The sequence below is a fragment of the Mycoplasma sp. P36-A1 genome (assembly GCF_049478495.1).
In the GTDB taxonomy this organism is placed as follows: domain Bacteria; phylum Bacillota_I; class Bacilli_A; order JAJDGJ01; family JAJDGJ01; genus P36-A1.
This window is the reverse complement of the sequence record NZ_CP168083.1, coordinates 286,468-312,083: the sequence shown is the minus strand read 5'-3', so window position 1 is coordinate 312,083 and position 25,616 is coordinate 286,468. Positions and strand designations below refer to the sequence as shown.

General features: G+C 26.2%; 17 protein-coding genes. All 17 read right to left on the bottom strand.

Going from position 1 to position 25,616, the window contains the following annotated elements; all coding sequences use genetic code 4:
* Positions 1-9: 9 nt before the first annotated feature.
* The 17 genes from ACD762_RS01390 to ACD762_RS01310 all read right to left on the bottom strand — a co-directional run bounded on the left by ACD762_RS01390 (position 10) and on the right by ACD762_RS01310 (position 25,609).
* A complete protein-coding gene (locus ACD762_RS01390; protein ID WP_423364099.1) occupies positions 10-621 on the bottom strand; it encodes a YigZ family protein in 612 nt (203 codons plus the stop codon).
* A 9-nt stretch (positions 622-630) separates the two neighbouring features.
* A complete protein-coding gene (queA, locus tag ACD762_RS01385; RefSeq protein WP_423364097.1) occupies positions 631-1,659 on the bottom strand; it encodes a tRNA preQ1(34) S-adenosylmethionine ribosyltransferase-isomerase QueA in 1,029 nt (342 codons plus the stop codon).
* A 94-nt stretch (positions 1,660-1,753) separates the two neighbouring features.
* Positions 1,754-2,977: a murein hydrolase activator EnvC family protein gene (locus ACD762_RS01380; protein ID WP_423364096.1), complete on the bottom strand. Its 1,224-nt coding sequence runs from the start codon at positions 2,975-2,977 to the stop codon at positions 1,754-1,756.
* A gap of 208 nt (positions 2,978-3,185) precedes the next feature.
* Complete coding sequence (locus tag ACD762_RS01375; protein WP_423364094.1) at positions 3,186-3,707, bottom strand: GtrA family protein; 522 nt, start codon at positions 3,705-3,707, stop codon at positions 3,186-3,188.
* A complete protein-coding gene (locus ACD762_RS01370) occupies positions 3,697-4,677 on the bottom strand; it encodes a glycosyltransferase family 2 protein (RefSeq protein WP_423364092.1) in 981 nt (326 codons plus the stop codon). The genes ACD762_RS01375 and ACD762_RS01370 overlap by 11 nt, the downstream gene beginning before the upstream one ends.
* A gap of 144 nt (positions 4,678-4,821) precedes the next feature.
* Positions 4,822-5,787, bottom strand: coding sequence for a UDP-glucose 4-epimerase GalE (gene galE, locus ACD762_RS01365; protein ID WP_423364090.1), 966 nt, complete (start codon positions 5,785-5,787; stop codon positions 4,822-4,824).
* Between the two features lie 98 nt (positions 5,788-5,885).
* Positions 5,886-7,121, bottom strand: a complete 1,236-nt coding sequence (locus ACD762_RS01360; protein ID WP_423364088.1) for a M23 family metallopeptidase — start codon at positions 7,119-7,121, stop codon at positions 5,886-5,888.
* A gap of 207 nt (positions 7,122-7,328) precedes the next feature.
* Positions 7,329-8,492 (bottom strand): ABC transporter ATP-binding protein, encoded by a 1,164-nt coding sequence (locus ACD762_RS01355; RefSeq protein ID WP_423364086.1) that lies wholly within the window; start codon positions 8,490-8,492, stop codon positions 7,329-7,331.
* A 10-nt stretch (positions 8,493-8,502) separates the two neighbouring features.
* A complete protein-coding gene (locus ACD762_RS01350; protein ID WP_423364084.1) occupies positions 8,503-9,336 on the bottom strand; it encodes an ABC transporter permease in 834 nt (277 codons plus the stop codon).
* A 155-nt stretch (positions 9,337-9,491) separates the two neighbouring features.
* Positions 9,492-11,618: a ribonuclease R gene (gene rnr, locus ACD762_RS01345; protein ID WP_423364082.1), complete on the bottom strand. Its 2,127-nt coding sequence runs from the start codon at positions 11,616-11,618 to the stop codon at positions 9,492-9,494.
* A 43-nt stretch (positions 11,619-11,661) separates the two neighbouring features.
* Positions 11,662-11,892, bottom strand: coding sequence for a preprotein translocase subunit SecG (secG, locus tag ACD762_RS01340; protein WP_423364080.1), 231 nt, complete (start codon positions 11,890-11,892; stop codon positions 11,662-11,664).
* 116 nt (positions 11,893-12,008) lie between these two features.
* A complete protein-coding gene (locus ACD762_RS01335; protein ID WP_423364078.1) occupies positions 12,009-13,946 on the bottom strand; it encodes a CDP-glycerol glycerophosphotransferase family protein in 1,938 nt (645 codons plus the stop codon).
* A 24-nt stretch (positions 13,947-13,970) separates the two neighbouring features.
* Positions 13,971-16,931 (bottom strand): CDP-glycerol glycerophosphotransferase family protein, encoded by a 2,961-nt coding sequence (locus ACD762_RS01330; protein WP_423364076.1) that lies wholly within the window; start codon positions 16,929-16,931, stop codon positions 13,971-13,973.
* 126 nt (positions 16,932-17,057) lie between these two features.
* The gene (locus ACD762_RS01325) at positions 17,058-19,526 is read right to left on the bottom strand and encodes a YfhO family protein (RefSeq protein WP_423364074.1); all 2,469 of its coding nucleotides are present in this window, start codon (positions 19,524-19,526) and stop codon (positions 17,058-17,060) included.
* Between the two features lie 105 nt (positions 19,527-19,631).
* On the bottom strand, positions 19,632-20,486 hold the full coding sequence (locus ACD762_RS01320; protein WP_423364072.1) for a GT-D fold domain-containing glycosyltransferase: 855 nt from the start codon (positions 20,484-20,486) through the stop codon (positions 19,632-19,634).
* Between the two features lie 67 nt (positions 20,487-20,553).
* Complete coding sequence (locus ACD762_RS01315) at positions 20,554-22,179, bottom strand: CDP-glycerol glycerophosphotransferase family protein (protein WP_423364070.1); 1,626 nt, start codon at positions 22,177-22,179, stop codon at positions 20,554-20,556.
* The gene (locus tag ACD762_RS01310) at positions 22,172-25,609 is read right to left on the bottom strand and encodes a bifunctional glycosyltransferase/CDP-glycerol:glycerophosphate glycerophosphotransferase (protein ID WP_423364068.1); all 3,438 of its coding nucleotides are present in this window, start codon (positions 25,607-25,609) and stop codon (positions 22,172-22,174) included. The genes ACD762_RS01315 and ACD762_RS01310 overlap by 8 nt, the downstream gene beginning before the upstream one ends.
* Positions 25,610-25,616: the final 7 nt, after the last annotated feature.

The following is a 25,616-nucleotide window of genomic DNA, read 5'->3' as shown; positions in this document are numbered from 1 at the left end:
TATCAAATACTACATATAAACTCTATCAATTTTAGTAATTGCTAACTGATTATTTGTTTTTTCTTTAATAATATTTATAATAGTTTCATCTTTAGAATAAAATATTATATTTACTTCTTCTAAATAATCGATTTTGTTTATTACTCCATGATATTTTTTTATTTCGTATTCAACCATAGAATGAAATGAGTAAGATACTCTCACTTCAAACCCCTGCATTAATATCGCTTGTTTAATACTTGCATGATCAACGGCACTTTTAACACTGCCACCATATGCTCTTATTAAACCGCCAACTCCAAGCTTGATCCCTCCAAAGTATCTAATGACAATTGCTACAACATTAACTAGATTTTCATATCTTAAAATATCAAGCATAGGCATACCAGCTGTTTTTGAAGGTTCACCATCATCACTTTGATTTTCTATATTTTGATATTCTTTTCTTATTATGTAAGCATATGTGTGATGTACTGCTTTGGGATGTTTGGTTCTGGCCAATTGTATGTATTCTTTTGCCTCTTTTTCATCAACAACTGGATACAACCATGTAATAAATTTTGACTTTTCAATAGTTACTTCATACTCGACCTTTTCTTCTATTATATTTATATTTTCCATACAATAGTACTATTTGATAAGCATACTATCTCCAAATGAAAAGAAGCGATATTCATTCTTGATAGCATGATCATAAGCTTTCATTATTAAGTCTTTTTCTGCAAAGGCACTTACTAGCATCATCAAAGTAGATTTTGGTAAGTGAAAATTAGTAATTTGCATATCAATGACTTTAAATTTATATCCTGGATAGATGAATATATCAGTGTAACCTGATACAGGTTCTATTTTACCATATTTTGTAGCTATTGTTTCTAAAGTTCTTGTGGTTGTTGTACCAACACTTACCACATTATTACCACGTAATATTGCTTTATTGATTATATTGGCATTTTCTTCATCTAAGCTATAAAATTCACTATGCATTGTATGATTAGTTACATCATCAACACTAACTGGTCTAAATGTTCCTAAACCTACATGTAGTGTTACATAAGCAAGCTTTATTCCCTTTTCATTTATTCTTTTCAAAAGTTCTTTAGTAAAATGTAAACCGGCAGTCGGTGCTGCAGCACTGCCACTTACTTTTGAATAAACTGTTTGGTATCTTTCCTGATCTTCAAGTTGTTCTTTAATATATGGTGGCAAAGGCATAGTTCCTAATGCTTCTAGTATTTCTAAAAGTATACCATTATACATTAATTTGAAAACGCATAGTCCTTCTGCTCTTTTTTCAACACATTCCATTTTTAAACTACCATCTCCAAAAGTTAATACAGTGCCTATTTTAATTCTTTTGGCTGGCTTAACTAAACATTCCCATACATCAACACAAGTTTCTTTTAAAAGTAATATTTCAACATGTGCTTTTGTATCTTCTTTTTCTCCAAATAAACGAGCAGGAAGAACTCTGCTATCATTCATTACTAAAACATCGTTTGCATTTAAATGATCTATTATATGATCAAAACTACTATCGCTAAACTCACCACTAGTTCGATCAACCACTAATAGTTTAGAAGAATCTCTTTTTTCTAATGGTGTTTGAGCTATCAGATGTTCCGGTAACTCAAAATTATAATCATCTGTTTTTAACATTTTTATCCCCTGGTATATGATAATTTACTTATTTGCAGAAAATAATATATACCTTTTCCTTTCTATATAAAAAAAGTCATTACATAAGTAACGACTAATATTTTTGTCCTGTTTTTACATTAAAGACTGATGCTGGTTCTAGTCGGCAGACCTTACTACAATCTCCCTTATTATTATAACCTAATCCAAACCAATAATCATTATTTTGTTTAAATTGTTTTACTACAATAGATAAATCATCAGTGTTATGTCTAAATACTTCAATGTGTATATGTGGTCCTGTTGAAGCACCAGTATTTCCAGAAATCCCAATAGTTTCACCTTTTTTAAACTGATTAACATTAACAAAACTACTCATGTGAGCAAACAGCATTGTATAAACATAATCACCTTTTTTAAAGGCTGCAACCATATGAATGCCATAACCACTTCCTCCATTAGCTTTAGCTAAGATAACGCCATTTGATGGCGCAGTTATTTTACTTCCTATAGGAGTTGCAAAGTCTGCACCTGGATGCCATCCTCCACCTGGATAATACCAAGTAGATGCAGAAATAGTTGCTGATTTAGTTGGTTTAGCCCAACTTTTGGATTTATCATTAATCTTACTTAAATCAATGTTATTTAAAGCAGTATTATATGTTGCACTTCCACCACTATTTGAACTAGTATATAAAGTTACTTCTTTTCTTTGAAACTCTAAGTTAAGTTTCTTTTGCTTTTCCTTAATATCTTTTAATCTATCTAAATCAGAACTTAAGTATTGTGTAGTCTCTTCTAATTCTAAAGTTGTTTGTTCTAATGTAATTACATCTTGCATATTTATTTTTTGTATTGCAGACAAACCGTCAACTCGAGTCATTAAATCATCAAGATCTGTTGAACCCATAATGATATCAACGATTTGATTTTCATTTGTAAAGTGTTGCATTAATGCTATACTTTGGCCAACAACTTTATCCAATTTTTTTATCTTAGCCTTATTTTTAGCAACTTTAACTTTAGCTGCTTTAAGTTGTTTCTCTTTTTTTGTAATTAATTCATCATTTCTTTTTATCAAATCAGATAGTTCACCCGCTGTTAAACTACTATCATTAGTTTCTTTATTTAGTTGATCTACTTGACCATTATTATCTGCTTTGTATCTTTCAAAATCAGTACATGCTTGTCTATTTAATTCATAGCTTGATCTTTTAGAACACGTTTCTTCATAAAAATCAAAGTTCTTTTTAAAATCTATTGTTGCATCTATGTTTGCACTTGTTAATATAGTTACAATACATATAATTAAAAATTTCAGTTTAAATATTTTATTCATCAAGTTCACCTCTTGCATATTATAACATTACCAACACAATGATATACATAACATTAACAATACAAAAATATATTTTAACTTTAAAGTGATATAATTAACCTTATATTAACTTTATTAACTAAATGAAAAGCTTTATGTGTTCTCAGTTAGTTATTTAGAGAGGTTATATTTATACATATTGAAATTTACTCTACAAATAGAAAACAACCTATTGTGGTAGATTGTTTGATTTCTTATTCTTAAATGCTTTATAGTCAAATACTATTTTATTTACCAAAAAAGTAATTGGTATTGCTGCAATCATCATTATTAATGATGCATATTTTGAAGAAACTAAATTAGCTTGTACTAAGAAAACTGTTCCTAAACTACTCATTAACAAATTAGGCAAAAAAGTAATTGGAAATGAGACAAAGGTCTTCCATTCTGGTTTTCTTTTAAATGTATACATTGTTGTAGCAAAATAAGAAATAAAAGCAGCCATTAAAAAGGCAATTATATGTGCTATAGAGTAATTTATAATGTTTAATAATATTAAATAAAAGGTGTAATAACAAAAAGTATTAAAAGCGCCTACTAAAACAAAGCGATAAAACTGTCTGTTTAAAAATGGTGTTTTATCTATAACTATCTTACCTATAACAAAGGCACAAATGCATAAAATAAAAGCTAGTGGGTAGCTAACTTCCACATTTACTATTGGTATTGAAAAAAGAATATTATTTATCATTTTCTACTTCCTTTACTTTTTCATTAAAATCTTGTTTATTATAGTCTAAAATGCTATTGTCTTCATCTACAATATATAAAGGTCTATCTTTAACTTCAGTGTATATTAATCCAATATAATAACCCATTACTCCCATTAACATAATTACTATACCAAACATAAATAACATTACACTTATTAATGATGCATATCCATCTACATCTACACCAAAAGCAATAGTTTTAATAACAACATAAAGCAAGAACAAAAAACTTGCAAGCGATACAAATGCACCAATTTTTATAGACACTAATAATGGAACGTTTGAATATAAAGCAAAAGATTCAAATGCATATGAAAATAATCGTTCTATGTTACCAAATTTACTAACTCCTGCATTTCTATCAACAATTTCAACCGGTATAATTCTTGGACTATAACCTAAATACCCAGTCATTCCCTTAAAATAGCGAGTTTTTTCACGCATTCCAGTTATAATATCAATAATTTCTCGATCCATTATTTGAAAGTCCATAGCATCCTTGTGTATTTTAGTTTTAGACATTTTATTAAATAAATCATAATATTTAGTTGCAAGTTTACTTTTTATACCGCCACTTCTATTTGAACGGTATGTTAAAACAAGTTTTTCACCGTTTAACCAATGGAACACTAACTCATTTATAGAAGAAACAGGCATCTGTAGATCTGCATCTATAACAATTGCAGCATCACCTAAGCAAAAATCTAAACCGGCAATCATAGCTGAGTCTTTTCCAAAGTTACGAGAAAAGTTTACTAATTTAACTTTTTTATCTACCTTACTTAAGTCTTCAATTATTTTAACAGTTTTATCTTTAGAACCATCATTTACAAATAAATACTCAAAAGTAACTTTACTTTTATCAAGCTTATCTTCTAACTCTGAATACATTTTTTTTATATTACCTTCTTCATTATAAGAAGGAATAATAATACTTACCATTTTCATATGTTCACCCTTTACACAACTTTCACTTTTTATCATTATATTTTAACATATAAATATATTTTTTCAAATTGTAAAAAATTGAAATGCATGCAACTACTTAACTCAATTTTAAAGGTAGTGAATTTAGTATTCACTACCTTTATTCTAGTCTGTATTTTTTTGCCACATATCATTAATAATATCTTCAACTGAATTTATATTAGTTTTCCAACCAAAATTTTCAAAAGCTTTTTCTGAACTAGCTACTGAGCAGAATAAATCACCTTGTCTTCTTGGTCCAATAATAAACTCAATATTTTTACCAATAGCTTTTTCACTTGCTTTAATAATTTCTAATACTGAAAATCCCTGACTACTTCCTAAATTATAAATACCACTAATGTTATTACTTGCATCACTCATAAGTTTTTTAGCTGCAAGAATATGTGCCTTAGCTAAGTCTTCAACATGAATAAAATCTCTAATACATGTACCATCAATACTTGGATAATCATTTCCATATACTGTAACAGGCATATCTTTATGAACTGCTGTTATAACTTTTGGAATTAGAGTTGTAAATTGTTCAATTTTATATCCCTTTTTATTTCCACCAGCAACATTAAAATATCTAAATATTACATAATTTAATCCATATACTTTTGCATCTTCAATCATTTTTTCACCAAATAGTTTAGTTCGACCATATACATTTACTGGATCTGTTATGTAGTTCTCATCAATTTTATTTGATAAATCTGCATCACCATAAACTGCAGCTGTTGATGAAAAGACAATATCTTTAACATTATATTTTTTCATAGTTTTAAGTAAGTTTAAGGTACCCGCAACATTTACATCATAATATTCATAAGGTTTCTTTGCGCTTTCTTCAACACTTAATTTTGCAGCTAAATGAATTACACAGTCAATTTTATTTACTTTAAAAACTTCATTTAGTTGTTCTTGATCTCTGATATCATATTCATAAAATAATGCTTTTTTATTCACTCCACTTATATGTCCAGTACTTAAATTATCAACAATAATAACTTCTTCATTTTGTTCTATTAATAGATCAGTAATATATCTTCCAATATACCCTGCTCCTCCTGTAACTAATATACTCATAGTTAGTCCCCTTTTTTAGTAATTTTATATATTATACCTTATATGCCTAAAAAAGATACAAACAAGTGCTATTAAACCACCTGCTTGTACCTATAATATTAATAAGTTGAGCCTACAGATACACCAAATACTTCTGTCGGTTGAAGTCTTTGTACAGTAGAGGCATTTCCTTTACTACTATAACCAAGTCCAAACCAATAGTCCTGTGTTTTCTTAAACTCTTTTACTACTGTTGATAAACTAGATGTGTTATGTCTAAATACTTCAACATGGACATGTGGTCCTGTTGAGTTTCCAGTATTACCTGTATATCCAATTACATCACCTTTTTTAAATGAGCTAACACCACTTTTAAACTGTGACATATGACCAAAAATCATTGTATAGACATAGTCTCCTTTTTTAAAGGCAGCAACCATATGATTACCATATCCATTAGCTCCAGTAGCAGTTGCAAGTAACACTCCATCACCAGGAGCTAGTATTTCTGTCCCTACAGGTACTGCAAAGTCAGCACCAGGGTGCCATCCACCACCTGAATAATACCAAGTACCTGCTGATACAGTTCCACTTTTAGTAGGTAATTTCCAACTACTACTAGTATCATTAATCTTTGATAAATCAACATCATTAACCAAGTTATTATATGTTGCTTTACCACCAGAATTACTACCAGAATATAAATCTGCTTCCTGTCTTTGGAATTCTAGTAACAATTTTTCTTGTTTAGCTTTTATTTCTTTAAGTGTTTTCAAATCAGATTTGATATACTTATTATCTTCTACTAATTCTTGATTAGTTTGATCTAATTTAGTAATACTATCTAAATTAGCATTATTAATTGCTTCCATACCATCAATTTTATTTAATAAATCATTTAAACTTGTTGAACCCATAATTACATCAATTACTTTATTTTCATCAGAAGTAACTTGCATTAAAGCTAAAGCATTAGAAACCTCTTTTTCAAGTTTTTTTACTTTTGCTTTATTTGCAGCTATACGTTTCTTTTTAGTTTTGTAAGCAGCTGTTTTCTCTGTTATCAATTCTCTATTAGTATTAAGTAATGCTGTTAGTTCATCTAGTGTCATATCTTTAACGCTATCATCTTCAACAGATTTTTGCATTTTTTCTACTTGTCCATTTCCATCTTTTTTCCATTGATCAAAACCAACACAAGCTTGTTTATTTATTTCATAACTAGCTTTGTTACTACAAAGCTTTTCATAATAGTCTTCATTTTTAGAATAATTTATTTCAGCATTTACATTACTAACATTTATCACAAAACCTAAACTTAGTACAAATGCCATCAATTTGCTTATTGTTTTCATAGTATACACCTCGGTAGTAATTATAACAAATCAAATTGAACAAATTATGTCTATATTATAGTGAACTTATCCTTATAATGTGTACTAACAAAAAAATAATTTTTTACTAACAGTATAGTAATAATAATAAATGCAGGATAACATAGATATCTAATGTCTTTTCTAAGTTGTGAAATATATAACGCAAAAAAAAGAGGCATTTTGCCTCTATTCTGCAATTTCACTATCTTTAAATCTAACTGAGCGAACATCAAATGAGAAGTTATTTTCATAATTTCTGGCTCTAAACTCATAGCAGCCAATTTCTTCATCAATATTTTGCGTAGTAAATGATGTGTTAACCATTTTTTCACCAGTACTTGGATGAGTAAAAGTGAAACTAAAGACATCGCTATTTAAGACATCTTGCAAGTTAATGTAAACATCTAACAAATACTCACTTACATATTCAATATCAAAATCAAAAACATCATAATCAACTGATTTATATGTTTTATTATCAAATCTTGTAGAATACAACCTAAACTCTTCTATTTTATCTTTCTTGATAACATTACCTTCAGCACCAATACCAACATCAAAACGAAGTCTTAATCTTTGTTCGGCAATTTCAAACTCAACAAAAGAAACTGTAGGTTGTCGTTTTAGTTTTAAGTTATCAGCATGATATAATGCAAGTCCACGATCAACTTCACCATCATATTCAATATGACCTTCTTTTAAATAAATGACACGATCACAAAACTCTTTTATTAAAGATTCTGAATGTGATACAAATAAAACTGTTTTACCAGATCGTAATAACTCTTCTGTTTTTGCTCTAGATTTTTTTTGAAAGTTTTTATCCCCAACAGCAAATACTTCATCAATTATAAGTATATCAGCATCAGCATTAACAGCTAGTGCAAAACCTAAACGAGCCGACATACCTGATGAGTAAGTACCCAGTGGCATATCAATATAATCTCCAATATCAGCAAAAGCAATAATATCTTCAATAACATTATCAACATCGGCCTTAGTTAAACCTAATAAAGAACCTTTTAAATAGACATTTTCTCTACCGGTTAATTCCTTATTGAAACCTGCACCAAGTTCAATTAAACTTGCAATCTTACCATTTACTTCTATTTCACCACTAGTTGGAAAGTATATTCCTGATATTATTTTTAGTAAAGTTGATTTACCTGCACCATTTTTTCCAAGTATTCCAACTCTTTCACCTTTAGCAACATTAAATGTTAAACCATTTAATACTCTAAATTCTTTAGTAAAACCTTTTTTAGTAAACAACCAATAAAAGACCATATAGTCTTTTTTGAAGAAACGAAAGATTTTTTTTAAATTTTTAATTTTTATTACGTTAGTCATATTAATCCTCCTAGACAAAATCCGCATAAATTCTTTGTAGTCTATATTGGATATAACATCCTAAAGCAAACATAACAAAGACAATGCTCATGAATATTGCAATACTACTTAAAGGCGGAAATTGGCCTAAGGAAATTGAATATCTAAAAGTGTTAATCAAATGAATAAATGGTGTGTTTTGTAAAAATGTAGCTGCCCATGATGGTAAAAAGCTCATTTTAGGAATATCTTGTAAAACAGACCAGAAAATTGGGACAAAATAGAATTGAATTCTAACAATTGCTTTATAAAGTTCTCTAAAGTCTTTAGAAATTGTATAAAAACCGCTCATTAATAAAGAATAAGCAATACCAAATACTAAAGAAGCTAACAAAGAATATATTAATCCAAAAATATTAATATTAACTCTATAATTAGTTGTGATCATGATAATACCTAAAATAATGGCAAGTAATGTAAAGGTAGTCCATCTTTTAATAAAGATTGCCAATGTTTCAAATGTTGGAATAATTAATATAGGGAATTTAATTTTAGTGAATATATGTTTATTTTTAAGTATACATTTTACTCCACCATTTAAATAATCCGATATTAAATACCAGGCTACAAGACCAGTGTATAAATACACAAGTCTAGGCATTCCTTCAATTTGACCACCAACACCTCTAACTGCAAGCATAAAGAATGTATAAGCCATAAAAAACACAGCATCCCTAAAGACATTCCAATACATCCCTAGTGTTGTTTTCTGTGTTTCTTCTTTTGCACTTGATAATGCAAGATTTAAAATATATCTACTGTTGTTTTTATGTTCTTTAAAAAAATAATTAATTTCTTTTATCATATATAGTAATGCCTCCAATAATATGTACACTGTAATTCTATTATTATATCAAATAATGATTAAAGAGTATATGTCTTATAATTGATTAATTTGTATATATAAAACAAATTCAACTAATAAAGTTTCATCCTAGTTTACGATGAAACTTTATAATATTACTTTTCTCTTTTAATAATAAAATCGATATTTCTTTGTTTAACATCAACTTTATCACAAATTACAGTTACTCTTTGAGCTAAAGCATATGTTTTATTTTTATTTTGGCCACGAAGTTGATGAAATTTATCATCATAAATATAGTGATCATCTTTTAAATTAGAAATATGTACTAATCCTTCTACAGTATTTTCTAGTTCTACAAAAAAGCCAAAACTAGTTACAGAAGTTATAATACCTTCAAATTCTCCACCTACATATTTTACCATGTACTCAGCCATTTTCATATCATTAACTTCACGTTCTGCTTCTATTGCATCACGTTCTTTTGTTGAACTTTTATCAGCTGCTTTTTGTATCTTATCTACAAGTATTTCCATTTCATTACCATTTTTAGGAATGTCCTTATCATATAAGTATTTTCTAAGTAATCTGTGAACTATTAAATCTGGATATCTTCTAATAGGTGAAGTAAAGTGAGTATAATTTTTACTTGCTAGACCAAAGTGTCCTAGATTCATACTATCATAGCGTGCTTTCGACATACTTCTTAATAATAGACGATCTAAAAATAATTGATCACCCTTAGCATTTATTTCATTCAAGACTCTTTGAACATCTAAAGGAGTAATTTTGTCGCCTTTTAATTTTAGTTTAACATCAAAAACACTTGCATAATTTAAGAAATTACTTATCTTATCTGGATTTGGCTCTTCATGAACTCGATAAATGAATGGCAATTCCATATGGTAAATGGCAGAAGCAACGGTTTCATTTGCAATAATCATAAAGTCTTCAATTACTCTTTCACCCTCACCACGTTCTCTAACAATGATTTCTGTAGGTTTACCTTTTTTATCAACTAATATTTTAGGTTCAGGTATTTCAAATTCTAACATACCCCTTTTAATTTTAGTTTTTCTTAGCTTCTTAGATAATTCATGCATTTCAAGTAACATTTGATATATTTCTTGATATTTATCTTGAGTAGCTTTGTTATCGTGCACTAAAATATCATTAACTTCATCATAAGTCATTCGATATTTTGAATTAATAATTGATTCAAATATTTCAAAGTCAATTACTTTTCCTTTATCATTAAACTCCATTTTACAAGTCTGTGTTAATCTATCAACATCTGGTAATAATGAACATATCCCATTTGATAATTGATGTGGTAACATTGGAACAACTCTATCAACAAGATAAACTGATGTCCCTTTAGTATATGCTTCATCATCTAGAGAACTATTTTCAGTTACATAGTGAGATACATCGGCAATACTAACATACAATACACGATTACCCTTTTCATTTATTTCTAAATAAACGGCATCATCTAAATCCTTAGCATCTGCACCATCTATTGTAATAGTTGTTTGATTTCTTAAATCTCTTCTTTTACCTACTACAATATCATTTTCAGTATATGATTTTGCTTCATCAATAGTCTTTTGACTAAATGTTGGATCAAAATCATATTTATATACTACCGATAATATATCAATTCCAATATCATTAATATGACCAATAACATCTTTAATTTTACCAGAAACAATACCTGTGTTTTTATCAACATTAGTAATAACCGCTAATACTTTACTTCCTTCACTAGCACCATTTATGTTCTTTTTACTTATGTTAATTGCAAAATCTAGTGATCCATCATCGGGTGCTACATAAAGTCGACCTTTAAACACCTTAACTTCACCAACTATTATGTTATAACCATGTTCTATAACACGGTAAATAAAGCCTTCTTTATTACTATTATCTTTCTCATTAGTAACTTTTACAAAAACCTTATCTTTGTTGATTCCACCATTTAGGTTATCTCGACTAACAAAAACATCAAAATTTTCAGTACGTACAAAGCCAAAACCTTTACGCTTAATTTCTAAAGTACCAACAATTAAACCTAATCTTTCAGCACTATGAATTTTATCACCTTTAAGTCTAAGTACTTTATTATCATTTTCTAAATCTACCATAGCTTTAAAAATATCATTTAAATCAAAATCTGAATATACCATCTGCACTGTTGCTGCAATATCAGAATAGTTTAACGGTATATAATTATCATCATTAAGCATTTTTAATATCTTATCTTTTATTTCTTCTAACATTCTTTACTACCTCCTAACAAAAAAAGCCCTATGAGGCTTTTAATTAATTAATTAATGCAATGATAACTGGTATAACCATAAATGTCGTACCAAAAACCATAGTTAATCTTTTAAATACTAGTTCTGCACCACGCTCTTTAGTTTGAGCAAAGACATTTACACCTGTACCACTCATAGTACCTGCTGCATTTTCAGACTTTGGTGGCTGCATCATAATAACGACGATTAGAATAGCAGCATTTATTATAAACAATGCGTTTAAGAAACTTACCATGTTTTACATTCCTCCATATCTAGTAATTAAATTATCTCGTTTATCATTGTAACAAGAAAATAGAAAATATGCAAACTAATGCTTAATTTCAACATCTATATTCAAAATATTAAAGCTTACTTATCATTTTGAAATAAAGCATTATATGTATTTTTAGTATTATTATTACTATTAGTTTCAATCAAATCATTATAAATATCTATAAATAATTGATCTTGTTTATTTGAATATCTATTTTTAATATTATTAACTACACTATCTAAATCATAAGAAATATCTCCAAAACAAATTGGTTCTTGCATTATATTAGGTGAACCATAATGTTCTTCTGCAATAGCTTTATCTTCCCAATAACATATAATATTTGAACCACCTGCAAATCCAAAAAACATAATAGAAGAATAGTCAGTTACTAAAACACTACTTCTTTGAATTACTTCTTTAATATTACCATTATATAAATATTTTTTAATGCTATTATATTCATCAGTAAACTGTGTTTCTAACATTTGTGTAGCCTTAGGATGTAATACAAGATTTACTTTTTTATCATTGAAAAATTCATTTTCTTGTACTAATTTTAAGAACGTCAAATATCTATCTATATAAGAACCTTTTCCCAGTGTACCAGTAATATCCCATGGTCTCCATGTTAACATAAAAGTAATATCAGTTTTAGGTTTATTATCTAATTTATAATTTACAAAGTCATCAAAATTTGGTATTCCAGTTAATAATAATTGTTCATCTTTATAATAAGTATTGTCTAAAAATAATTGTTTTTCATATTTAGAACTAACAATAATTTTTTCTGGTGCAAAAGCACCTGTAGATGAATAATATCCTCTGGTAAAGACATTTGTACATAATGATGGTCCATGTTGTAAAAAGACCCTTTTAGATTCAATGATTGCTTTTTTAATATCAGAACTATTATCATATAATCTTCTTTGTATATGACTAGCAGTATCACTAGATATTAAGTATTTTGCTTTGAAAATGTTATAGAATGCTTCTACTGAATTTTTAATAAATACATTATTTGGATATTTATTTTTAATTTCATCATAATTTTCTGCATCGTTAGACATAATATATATATGTTTTAATCCATCGTTTTGTTTCATTGCATATTCAAATAGTAAGAATGCAGATTCTCCCGCACCAAATGCAAATTTTTCAAAATATAAATATCTATCCTTAACTGGTTCTTTTAAAGCAAGCTTCTTACCTTCATTTTCATTTTCATATACTTCTTGCTCTAATCTATCAGTCATAACAAATACTGCTTGCCCATTGTCATTTCTTTTCATGTATACTTCATTATTTGTATTTTTAATTTCAACAGAATTTGTTGCAAAAAGTCTATTTTCTAATAAGTGTTTCCCTCTTTTATTAAATAATGGAACTTTTATATAACTCTCTTTATTACTATCATCAAAACTGTATTGTAAATAGATAGGTATATTTACTTCAGATGTTTCTAGATAATGTTGATATACTAAATCTAAAGGAATCTCACATGTATACGCTATTAAATTTTTGATTGGTTTGAATTTAGTTTTAGTATATAACCTTCTTAGTCTGTAGTTATGTATAAAACTAATATCAAACTCTAGTTGTTTTTTATATCCAATAGTTACTGATGTATGTTCTAATTTATTTTTTGTTTTAATTTTACTACTTACACCTTTTATTATCAGTTTGTCATTTTCTAGTGTTAGTCTATTGATGTTAACAAATGCTTTACTTATTTCCAAAATATAATCTAATTCATTAACAACAGTTTTTAACTTTGAAAAACTAAGATACTTTCTCTTGTCTAAAAAAACAATATACTTATCCTCATCAATTACAATTGTATCGATTAATGTATTTGCATTTTTATCTAATAATTGTATTCTTTCACCATTCAAATCATAAAGAAGGTATTTAGTATTATAGTTAACTCTTAATATTAGGTCTCTGCTTCCATTAAACCTAGTATAATCATGAGTTAAGAAAACTTTCAACATACCATTTATGCCCTTCTCATATTTTATAAAATCACTCATTTTTAATCTCCTTTTTATATACTATTAAATTCTAAATTTGGAATCAATTTTCTTATTTAAATAATTTGTACTTGTAATGCTTGCTACTTTTTTAAAACTTTCATAATCATTATCTATAATACTCTTAAATAATTTATTATTTCGACTATTTCTATTTAGACTATAAGAATAGTATTCTTGATTATTTAATAAATAGTCTTGTAATATATCAAATAAATTCTTCTGTGAGTTATCGTTGTACATATTAAATAATCTAATATAAACAATCATATCAACATTTATAAAAGTAGAGAAAAGATATACTCTATACTTAATTGATACATTATTTATCTCATTATTTATTGCTTTAATTCTTTCATTTAATAATTCTAAAGATATCTCTTGATCATAATTTAAATTATAGTAGTTACCATTAACTCTATTTTGAAGACTAATTGTATTTTTGATAACATTAATTTTACTTGCCTTGTATAGTAAAACCATATTTAAAGTAGTATCTTCATAATATGAAGTTTTTAGTAAATCTTGATTGTTGATTAGTAATTCTTTTTTATATAATTTATTTTGATAGTTAATATCTTTGAAAAATTCATTAGTTTCTTTATTTTCAATAGTTTTACTAGTCTTATAAACAGCGTCATATATATAATTAATTTTATTTGTATCCTTGTTATTTATTAGTGTTTTCCCACTTACTATATCAGCATTATTATTTTCTGCTGAGTTCACTAACAAATTTATAGCATTATTAAACAATCTAGTGTTCATATCTAAATAAAATATATATTTACCAGTGCTGTTTTCAAGACCTTTAATTCTTAATTCTCCAACTTCATTAGTATTTACATAATATTGATTTACTTTTTCATTATCTATTAATTCATCTTTACTATTACTAACATAGATTATTTCTAAGTTAGTATATTCTTGTAGTAATGCTGCCTTAATTGCAGGTAGTGCTTTGTTTTTACTACTATTATTAATTATAATGATTGAAACTTTTGTATCCATAATATTACTATTCGATATATTATTCTCATTATTTATTGTATCAATGTATTGCTTTAAACTTTGTATACTTTTTCCATTACTATTGCTTTTATGTAATACTCTTTTAAGTAATCTTAACACTTTCACTTTAAAGCTTTTTGCATTAGCATTACTTTTATCTTCTTTACTATAGTTATTTAAATTATTATTTTCATTTAACACCTCTAAATAATTAACACTAGTAGTATTATCATTGGTTATGTTTATTGTATTATTATTAATATTTTTAATGCTATGATTAATTTTTTTAATTAGTTGAATATTAAATTTAGTTATTTCATCACTTAAATATATTTTTTGTGCACTCGAAATATGGTTAATTACTTTATTTGAGTTTGGTTCTATTTCTACTATATTTTTAAACTTTGAGGTTTTTACTGCTTCAACTAAACTATTATACATTAAACCTTCAGCTATTATTACTATTTTCTCTTCATCCATTTGATTAATAGCATTTATTAGTTGCGTTATTTTATCTTTATCATTTACAAATGATAACATTACACTGTAATTATTGTTGTTTTCACTACTGTCTTTATCTATTGTTGGAATATCTAATAATATATCATTTGAAACTATTCTATTTTCTATGTTAACTTTTTTATTGAAGAAATTATAAACAGTTTCATCAAAATAAATTATCTTTCCATCACTTTCATTTAGTATATTCAGCACTGCTTTCTTATTTGTTTCAAAAGATATTGCAATATCTACTAAATCATAATTAATGCAATGTAGTTTTTTTGAATTTTCGTTGTATTCATTTTTAGCAATCACTATAATTTTAGTATTTGCATCATCTTTAATTACTTTAGAAATAAGGTACATACTTAAATGATCATTTGTAAAATCGTTTAAATCATTAACTAGAAAAGTTATTTCTTTAGTTTTTCTTGTCTCATTGTTTAAACTTAAACTGTTTACAATATTTTGTGTTGAATTACCTGTTTCATAAGGGTAAAACTCTTCTTTCAATTTATTTTGATTAAAATCTTTTAATAGTTTAGGTAGCTGATATAAATCTTGTTCTTCAATTATAATGTGACTGCTTGGTATATATTTTGAAAAATCAAAATAAACTGATCTACTCTCAAAGTATTGTTGTTGATCATATTGGTATAAAAATATAGGTTTATTAAGTAAAGCATAATCTAATACTAAAGATGAATAATCACTAATTAAAGCATCACTAATTAACATCAAATCACTTATTTGATTACAAGAAGAATAATCTAATAAGTCTTTATTTTTATCTATAAGTTGTGACCAATAATGTAATTTTGTAATTATTTGCCATTCTTCACTTGTTTCTTTTTCTAGTTCTTTCTTTAAATTAGTAACATCAAATGGAATTTGATAAGGACCCTTTTCTCTAAAAGTTGGAGCATATAATAGTATTTTTTTATCTAAGGGTAATTCTAGCTTCTTTTTTAATTCTATAATTTCTTCAGTACTATTGTTAAATAAATTATCAACTTTAGCACAGCCTATTTCTTTAACTTCACCTGAAAACAATAGCGAATTTCTTAAAAAAGTATTAGTATAATATGATGACATTGAAATCATTGTATTATATGCATTTGAATAATTAAGTCCATGATTTAAAGAAGTATAATCAAAATCAATAAACATTTTTTTATAAGGAATTCCATGCCATACTGATATCCAGTGCTGTTTAGGACTTATTTTATAAGGAATTCGCATAACACCAGCATCTATTGTGTAATCACTTGTATATCTTAAATATTGTCCAAATCCAGAAAGACCATCGACAATATAATAGCCATCCTTTTTAACAATATCCTGTTCTTGATTACGTGCTAACAAATATAAATTAAAATCATCCTTATAATATTGTATAAATGGGGCAACATCCCCTAAAGCTTTTAAATTCATGTTACTTGGTACTAATATCATATTTTTTTTAAATTGCATCTATATTCCCCTATCATTTTTTATTATTAAATTATATCATATTTTTTAAAGACAATAAAATCTAGTTTTGTATTTGAAATATACAACTAGTGTACAAAAGAGGTGTAAATAATCACACCCCAATTGTTATTTATTTTTATAATTACTTCTTTTATTATTTATTAAGATAAATATAAAGTAGAAAATATTAATAATTACCCCAATTATACTTACAACAATACCAATTTTTTTTATTGTATCATCATATGATATTTTTATCTTGTATGAGCCTTTTTCTAATTTGGCTCCTAAAAAATATCCATTAACAACCTTACTATCTACTTTTTGATTAGGTTTATCATTTTGGATAAGCTCAATTTTAAATCTATCATCATAATATATACTTGTAAATAAATCTCCACTTGTTGGCATATTTATTTCAAACTCATATGAATGATTGTATTCTATTTTATTATTATAAGTTTTAATAAAGTTAGAATTACCTAAATCTTTTTTTGGTACAAAATAAATTTTATAATCACTATATGTATTATTAAAAGCAGTTGCATGCATTCTTAAATAGATAGGTTTATTTAATTTTAAATCATCTGTATCTATCATAAATACAGCTTTTTTATTTGGAAAATCTGTATATTGTGTTTTATTTCTAATACTAGTACAAAATCTTTTAATACATACTCTTTGATATGAAATATTTTCATTTGTTGCTGATGTTTCTATATAGTAAGTACCTTCTTCTTTTATTGTATGCTTTAGTAACTCTATTTTTTGATATGCTGTGTTGTTAGTAGGCATTTTATTTGAAGTTATAAAATACTTATCAGTATTAATACTTCCTATTTTGGTAGAATTGTTATCTGTAGAGTAGTTTGTCAAACCTAATAATCTACCTAAATTCAAGTTGTTGTTATTATCGCTTGCTATATTTAATTTATTAAAACTATAAATATCTTGATCCAATACACCATAAATGAAAGTTCTTGCATTATAATTCTTGTTAGTAGTCAAGTCTTTCTTTACCCCATAGATTGTTCTAAGAATATTATTTCGATAAGTATAGTTTTCTACATAACGATCAGATCCTCTTTTTGATATACTTATATAATCATTAAACAAATCAACACCGTATTGATTGACAATTGATGTATAAAGCATTGGTGCATAATGATTAATTGCTGCCGTCATATTAACATTATTATTTGTACGATAAAAATCTGTCCCTATTTCTTTATCATAAAACTTCTTCATCTTCTTAGTTAATATTTGTTCTTGATAATACACTTTATCTTTATAATAACCAAAATAAGTAAAATTACATATTACTAGTAAGTTTACTAGTAATATTGTAAGTGCTTTTCCTATTTTATTATTAAATAGGTTATTCTTAGATAACAAAATAAACATTACTAGTTGTATTAATAATATATAGATATATATTATTTGTTTAGAGTTCTCTTCAAAATTAAACAATGGATTATTATAAATATATAATCCACATATTATTATTGATACTAAAGAAGAAACTAATTTGAACTTTATTGTTTTATCATTCATCAAATAGTATATATATATAATTATAAATGGTACTAAATATATGTATGCTCTATTTTCATTATATTGCATAATGTTTAGAAAGATTGCTGCATGATTGGATATTAAAAGTATTGCAAGTACAATCCCTAAGTATCTAACAAGTTTATTTTTTAGGTTGAAAATAGTTAATACCCATAAGAATACTATTAAGAAATTTAAACCAAATCCATAGCTACTAATCATCATGTTATTAACTAAATCCGGATGGATAATTGTTTTCAAATCTAGTGTTGATGTAACTCTTCCACCATGCATTATATTATATGCTTGTGGAATAAAAGCTGCGGCACCCATCACTATTCCTATTAAATAACCATATAACATTTTCTTAATTGTTGTATATATTAACTTTTTATCAGCTTGCTTGTGATATAAATACATGATAGCAAATAAAGTTTGTGATACACCAATAGCAATGGCAAAGAAAAAGTTAGTGAAAAAGATACTTGCAATAGTAAATGAGAAAGGAATAGAACTTTTTCCATCAACTATTCTAGTAATAAGATAAAAGGAAACAACAATGATAGGATAATAATAATAAAACATTAAATGAGTTCCAAAGTGAGTTATTAACACTGGACTAGTGGCGACTAGAGTTGAGAAAACATATATTTTTAAATCACTGGTATTATCTTTAGATAACTTTTTCAATGTTATATATGAGAATATATAAGATATTAAAATTGCTAATAATGGTAATATCTTTAAAAAAGTATATGTTGTTACTTTAGGAAATAAAAGAGTTATCAATAAAAACGGATTTAAATAACCATAATAATACAAATTAGCAAAATCTTGAGTAGTACCGTAATTCATAGTAATATTAGGCATTAAATCATGTGTTTTATGAAAATTTTGTCTATAATAGTCAAAAAACTTAACATGTTGAGTTGCAAAATCTGAACCTCGCGCAAGTGTTAAGTTATTTGTATGTAAAAACATAAATATTGATACAATAACAACAATAAATATAGCATGATAAAATAATTGATTTTTTTTCATATAACGTTCCTTTTTTTTATATGAATATATTATATCTAATTAGTTTACTTAATGCAAAAAATATTTTATGCAATTATTTAGATGAAAATTTATAAAATAATTAATTTATTGTTTTTCTATCTTTATTTTTAACTTTTCTGGCCATAATTTATCTTCAAACACATTTTCATAACTTGAATTAATATGGCCAATATCTATTGCCCATTTTCCAAGTTTTGCTAATTCAAATGTTAAAATTGTACCAGCTGGTCCAAGTGATATTAAGAATAGTTCAGATTGGTTATTTTGTATTTCATCTAAGATTCTTGGTAAATCGTCATATGCATTCTTTGGCACGCTATACATATAATTAATTGTTTTTGCATTATCAAATAAAGCATCAATTGCATCAAATCTAGATGATTGACCAGTTATAATTGTTATATCCTTATCATCCCAAATTTTCCTCCATAAATCTACTCCATCTTGCCCCATAGTTAAAAAAAATAATGGTCTAGATACATGAGCATGTCCAAAGACATTATGATTGATTAACATTGGTTTAATTTCAAACCAGATATCCGCATAAACACTTGCCCAATGTAAATCATGATAAACATTAGAGAAACCAATTAGCAAGTTTTCTACTTTTGAATTTAAACAATTTTTTAAATCAACTTGGATATTTTCGCTATTTTTTTGAAACTTTAAATTATAATCATTTCTTAACATAAGTTTAAGTTCCCCATCACCAAATCTAGAAAAACTCAATTTATTCTTTTCAATATACTCAAGAGTCTCTTTCATAGAAAGCTGTTTTTCTTTTAAATATATATTAACCTCTTCATATATTTTTGAAGTTGATGCATTTTTTATTATATCAATTCTCTTTCTATTTTCCTGAAGTTCCCATAAAATCAGGCTATCCTGTTTACTATTATTCAAATTATTATCCTCTAATAATTCTATAATTCTATCCATTTTCAAATTATTTTCCTTAAGTAGTTTACTATTTTTTTTAGTAGAGCTCAAGTATGATTTAAGACTTTTAAACATCAATTTCCAACCCCTTTTTATAAAATGTTGAGACAATATCCCAATGTTTACTAATGCTTGTAAGATTAACAATTTTCTCAATTACTATATTTCCAGTTTTTCTTTTTACCTCTAAAGCAGAAAATGGTTCTAAATATTTTAAAAATACTAAAGACTCTAGCCCTTCAGTATACGCGTCAACTGCAAACCACTGTTCTTCTAAGTAATTATAACCTCCTATTGCAAATAATTGATGGATATCTGTGTTAGAAAATCTATACCTTTTATTAGTTTTATATACCTTAGTATGAAATAAAATAATGTTATACTCATCAGAGTTGTAACCATTTATTGTTTTAATGGCATTTTCACCATCTTCCGTAAATATATCTGGAAGAAAAAATAAGATATTTTCTTTATTATTTGATACTTTTCTCTTATTAATTACATTTTCTTCAAAAAAGAAATCTCTAACAATTCTATTTGAAACTTTTCCGTCTTGATTTGATACCCATTTATTTGCAGATTCAATATTCAACCAGTTACAATTTTGCACATCAAGTCTGTTTTTGAAATATTCATCAAGATCGTTTTTATCTTGAGTAATAAAAGCATCAATACTTTCTAAATCAAAATATGTACCTCTTTCTCGTAGATATTCTTCTTTGTCATATATCCAAAGTATAATAGGTTTTTCACGAACGTAATAATCGAAAAAAATACTAGAATAGTCTGTAACAAGTAAATCAGTAACTGATAAAATTTCAGATGTATCAAGATAATTTGGTATAAATATTGTTTCATCAATTCCATATTCTATCATATCCTTATATGAATTCAAATGAACTTTTAGCAATAATTGATATTCATTAGGTATTGTTTCTTTTAAAATATTATATTGTTCTATTAGCTCACTAGAACTATTATTATCTCCACCATTGAACCCACGCCATGTTGGAGCATATATAGCTATTTTTTTATCATCTTGCAAATTTATAACACTTCCTAATATATCATTCTTATAATATTCCTTATTAGTATTTTGAATTAGGTCAATTCTTGGAGCACCACAGACAGAAGAATATCCATTAAATATTCCAAACATATCATGAGATTCAAGGAGTGATTTTTCGGTAAAATTATTAGGGTGCACAATTAAATCAGATTGAAATAAAGTTCTTTGAACATTCCTATACGCTCCCATATATCCGTCTTTAATATCTTTACCAAGCGTTTTTAAAGGTGTTCCATGCCATGTTTGTAATACTTTTTGGTCATATCTAGCTGCAAACTGTTCTTTTAAAGATGTATTAATGACTATGTATTCTGAAGTTGCAAGATACATAAAATACTCTTCTGAACCAATTAATATAAACTTAATATTTTTAAAATTACTATACCTTTTAACTTGTATATTAGTTTCTAAGCTATCTAAAACCCAAACATGAAAGAATTTACTCTCAGTATCGATTTTTAATAATTCTAAAAAAATTGCATACGGATTATCAGTTAAACCCTGTCCATAAAACGATTCATATAATATAACATCTTTTTGAATATTATATTCTCTATATTTAGTATATACATTAGAGTTTAGATTAGAAACATTTTTATTTAGAAACTTTTCAAATTTATTCATTGTTTATCTCCTCTTTAACAATCAAATCAATGATTCTTTCAGATATATTTGCATTATTAAAACTCAAAAATTTATTTTCAAAATTCTTATTACTCGCGAATACTAATTTATCTAGATTATTTATTGAGAAAAAAAGCTCATTCTCAGAAGTGATGATCTTTCCCGGTAAATTTTTTAAAATAAATTTATCTATTTTAGCAATATTCTTGTCAAAGTTAGATTGATCAGATTGAAAAAAGATAATTGGCTTATTTAATGTAGAATATCCTAAAAAACTTGGACTGTAGTCTGTAACTAATGCTTCTGAGATGTTCATATAATCAGTCATATTACTTAAATTGTAAATTACCCTTCCTCTTTTACCTAAATCTTTATTTGTTATACTACAAGTACTCTTCTTTTCACAAAAAATAACAAAATATACATCGTCATTTGTCATCTTTAATAAGTGCTTGGCTCTAAAAGGAAAAATCACCTTACGCTTGGATTTTTCAAACATATCTAATATAACAACTTTCGAGTTATCTGGGATACCAAATTTTTTTCTGATTAGTATGTTTTCATTTATACTTTTGTTTAAATTATTAAAATATGGAATTGCAGTTTCAAGTATTTTCACGTTAGACTGAAATGCAGATTTAAGACTAAAAGTATTATGCTCTCCTACAGATAATAGAAAATCTATATCATCATATTTTTTTCTAATAATATCTTTTTTAGATTCATGAACACTAATAGTATCATTAACACCTTTCAATGTTATACCATAATTTTCTTCTAATGAAATTATAATCTGTTTATCTTTTTTATAGTAATCTATTAACAAATTATTATCAGTAAATATATATTTGCAGGTTGATAGTTCATACCAAAAATTTTTGCTATTGTATACAACTTGATTGTTCTCCCCATTAATGAACCCAACAGTTGAGCAAAATATGATAGTATTATCAATATTGTTCTTTATTATTTCATCTTTTAATAATTTGTAGTTTTCCATATTTCTAGAATTTATTATGAAAAAAAACTTTTTTTCATTTATTTCTAAATTTTTATACTTTCGCACATATGTCTCATCTAAAAATAATGAATATTCCTTCTTGTTCATAAATCCATTGTTTCTTTTTATTTCAATTTTTAAGTTATTAAACTTTTCGTTTTTATACGGATATAGAATTATTGTTTTTCCCATTAGACGATGTATTTTGTTTTCACCTTCAACACCAAATCTCACTCTAAGTAATTTGGGCTTAGCTAATAAATAGTTTAGTTTTAAATAGACATCAAAACTACTTATATTACTAGTAAAATCATTGTATGCAATTTTAGCTAGAAACTCATTTCTATTGTCTGGATTATCCATTAGATTGATTTTCATTTCGATATTTTCACTATCATTTGAAAAAATCATATATGAGCTTCTTAATATTCTTTTACTAAATATAAGTTTTCGATTAATATTTAAATTAAAATTTAATGTAGCTTCATCAAAAATAATTTTATTTAAGATTGGTTGACTTTTATATTTTTCAATGAATAACTTGCTTCTGTATTCATACATCACATAATTACCATCAGATTTTGTTTCTGTATTGTAAAAATAACTACTGCTATTTTTACTAATTATTTTGTTTTCACCTTCTGTGTCATATACCAAATATCTTCCATTCTTTTCTAATATACTGGTATTTTCAATATCAAAATAATATTTGGAATTTTTTATTTTTTCTGCATATAATATTTCAGATTTTCTACTAATTCCGATATTTGTTTTACCACAACTAATTGCGCCATTTAAGGATAACTTGTAATGATTACTTTTTTTATATACAGATAACGAATCAATCACCAAACTTTCAGTATCTCTAGCTATTAGTATATTATCATCTTCATCATTTGTTAACTTATAAACATTACTGCTACTTACAAAATGCTTTGTAACCCATTTTTTGCAATTTGCTGATTGAAGAATAAAGCTAAAATTTAAACCTTTAATATGAATTTTAATCCTGAATTTAATTGCTTCACAACTATTCAAAATATTATCTATACTTTCAAACGGAATAATCACTTCAAAAAGAGAATAATCATAATTGTAAAAAGGTTTCTCTCTTTTTGGTTGATTTTTCACATATCCCTTTTCGTAAGTAAATTCTTCATCTTTCATAATTTTCACAGATTTTTCAAGTACAATTTTATTATTTGAATTTAGTATTTCTAATTGTGCAGAGTATTTTTTTAAGTCATTTGTGTTTAGAGCAGAGAAATAATTATGAAAAGATATTGTTAATTGGTTATCAATTAAATCAATGTTATTAATAATAGTATTTCTAAAAAAATCTGTTGACTTTGGATGCACATCAAAATTTTGTATTATTCTTGTATATTTGTTCTCCATTGCGAATATATCATTATTTGTTGTTTCTTCAAAATGCAAAACACCTTGATTTTTGTCTAGCTCATAGCTTGAAAGCTCATTAAATTTTTCTTCAAAAATAAGTCCATACTCAATTCTGTTTCTATATGGTAGTTTTACAGTATAATCAATTGACATAAGATTATATAGCTTTTTAGCAAACTCAATAAGTTCTGTTTTATATTTATTGTTTACGTATGGAAAGACCTTAAAATAGATTGGCAAATCTAATGATAAAGATTTAAATAAAAAGTCATCTAAGAACTTACGCTTTATCTGTAATTTATCAATTGAATTAAGAACTAGTGAAATAGCTTTTTTTCTATCTTGAAAATTGACTATATCAACTCTATTTTGAGTTATTGATTGATTACTGTTATCTCTTTCTCTCCAAAGGTATCCAATCTCATATATAATATCTATACTATTTGCAAGATAATGCATGACCATAGTAACAGGAATATCCTCGTATAACATATTTTCTGGAAATTTAAAATTATTTGTTTTATACCAGGAGTGTAGAATTAGCTTGTTCCATGCAGTAGAGTCATATATTAACTCAGGTGTATTTTCAATATTAGTTTTATCTATAGATTTTCTAAATATTTTTTCGTGTAGAGGTGATCTTTTTACTACATTGTGCATAAATCTTTTAACGTTTATAGTAACAAAGTCAGATTTTGTTTTTCTTATCTTCTCAAGCATAATTTTGTATGTGCCATTTGGTATAATATCATCTGAATCAAAGAAAATTATGTATTTACCAACAGATATAGACTCCCCTATATTCCTTGCTGCTCCTAACCCCCTATTTTCTTGCACTATAAGTCTAAACTCATGAAAAGTATTAGCGAAATACTCAGCAATTTCTTTACTTCCATCTGTTGACCCATCATCTATCATTATAACTTCAAATGTATTACTTTGTAATTCTTGTTTAGTCAGACTTTCTAATGCCTCAAATAAAAATTCTTTTACATTATAAAACGGGACTATAATTGAAATTTCCACCATATAACCT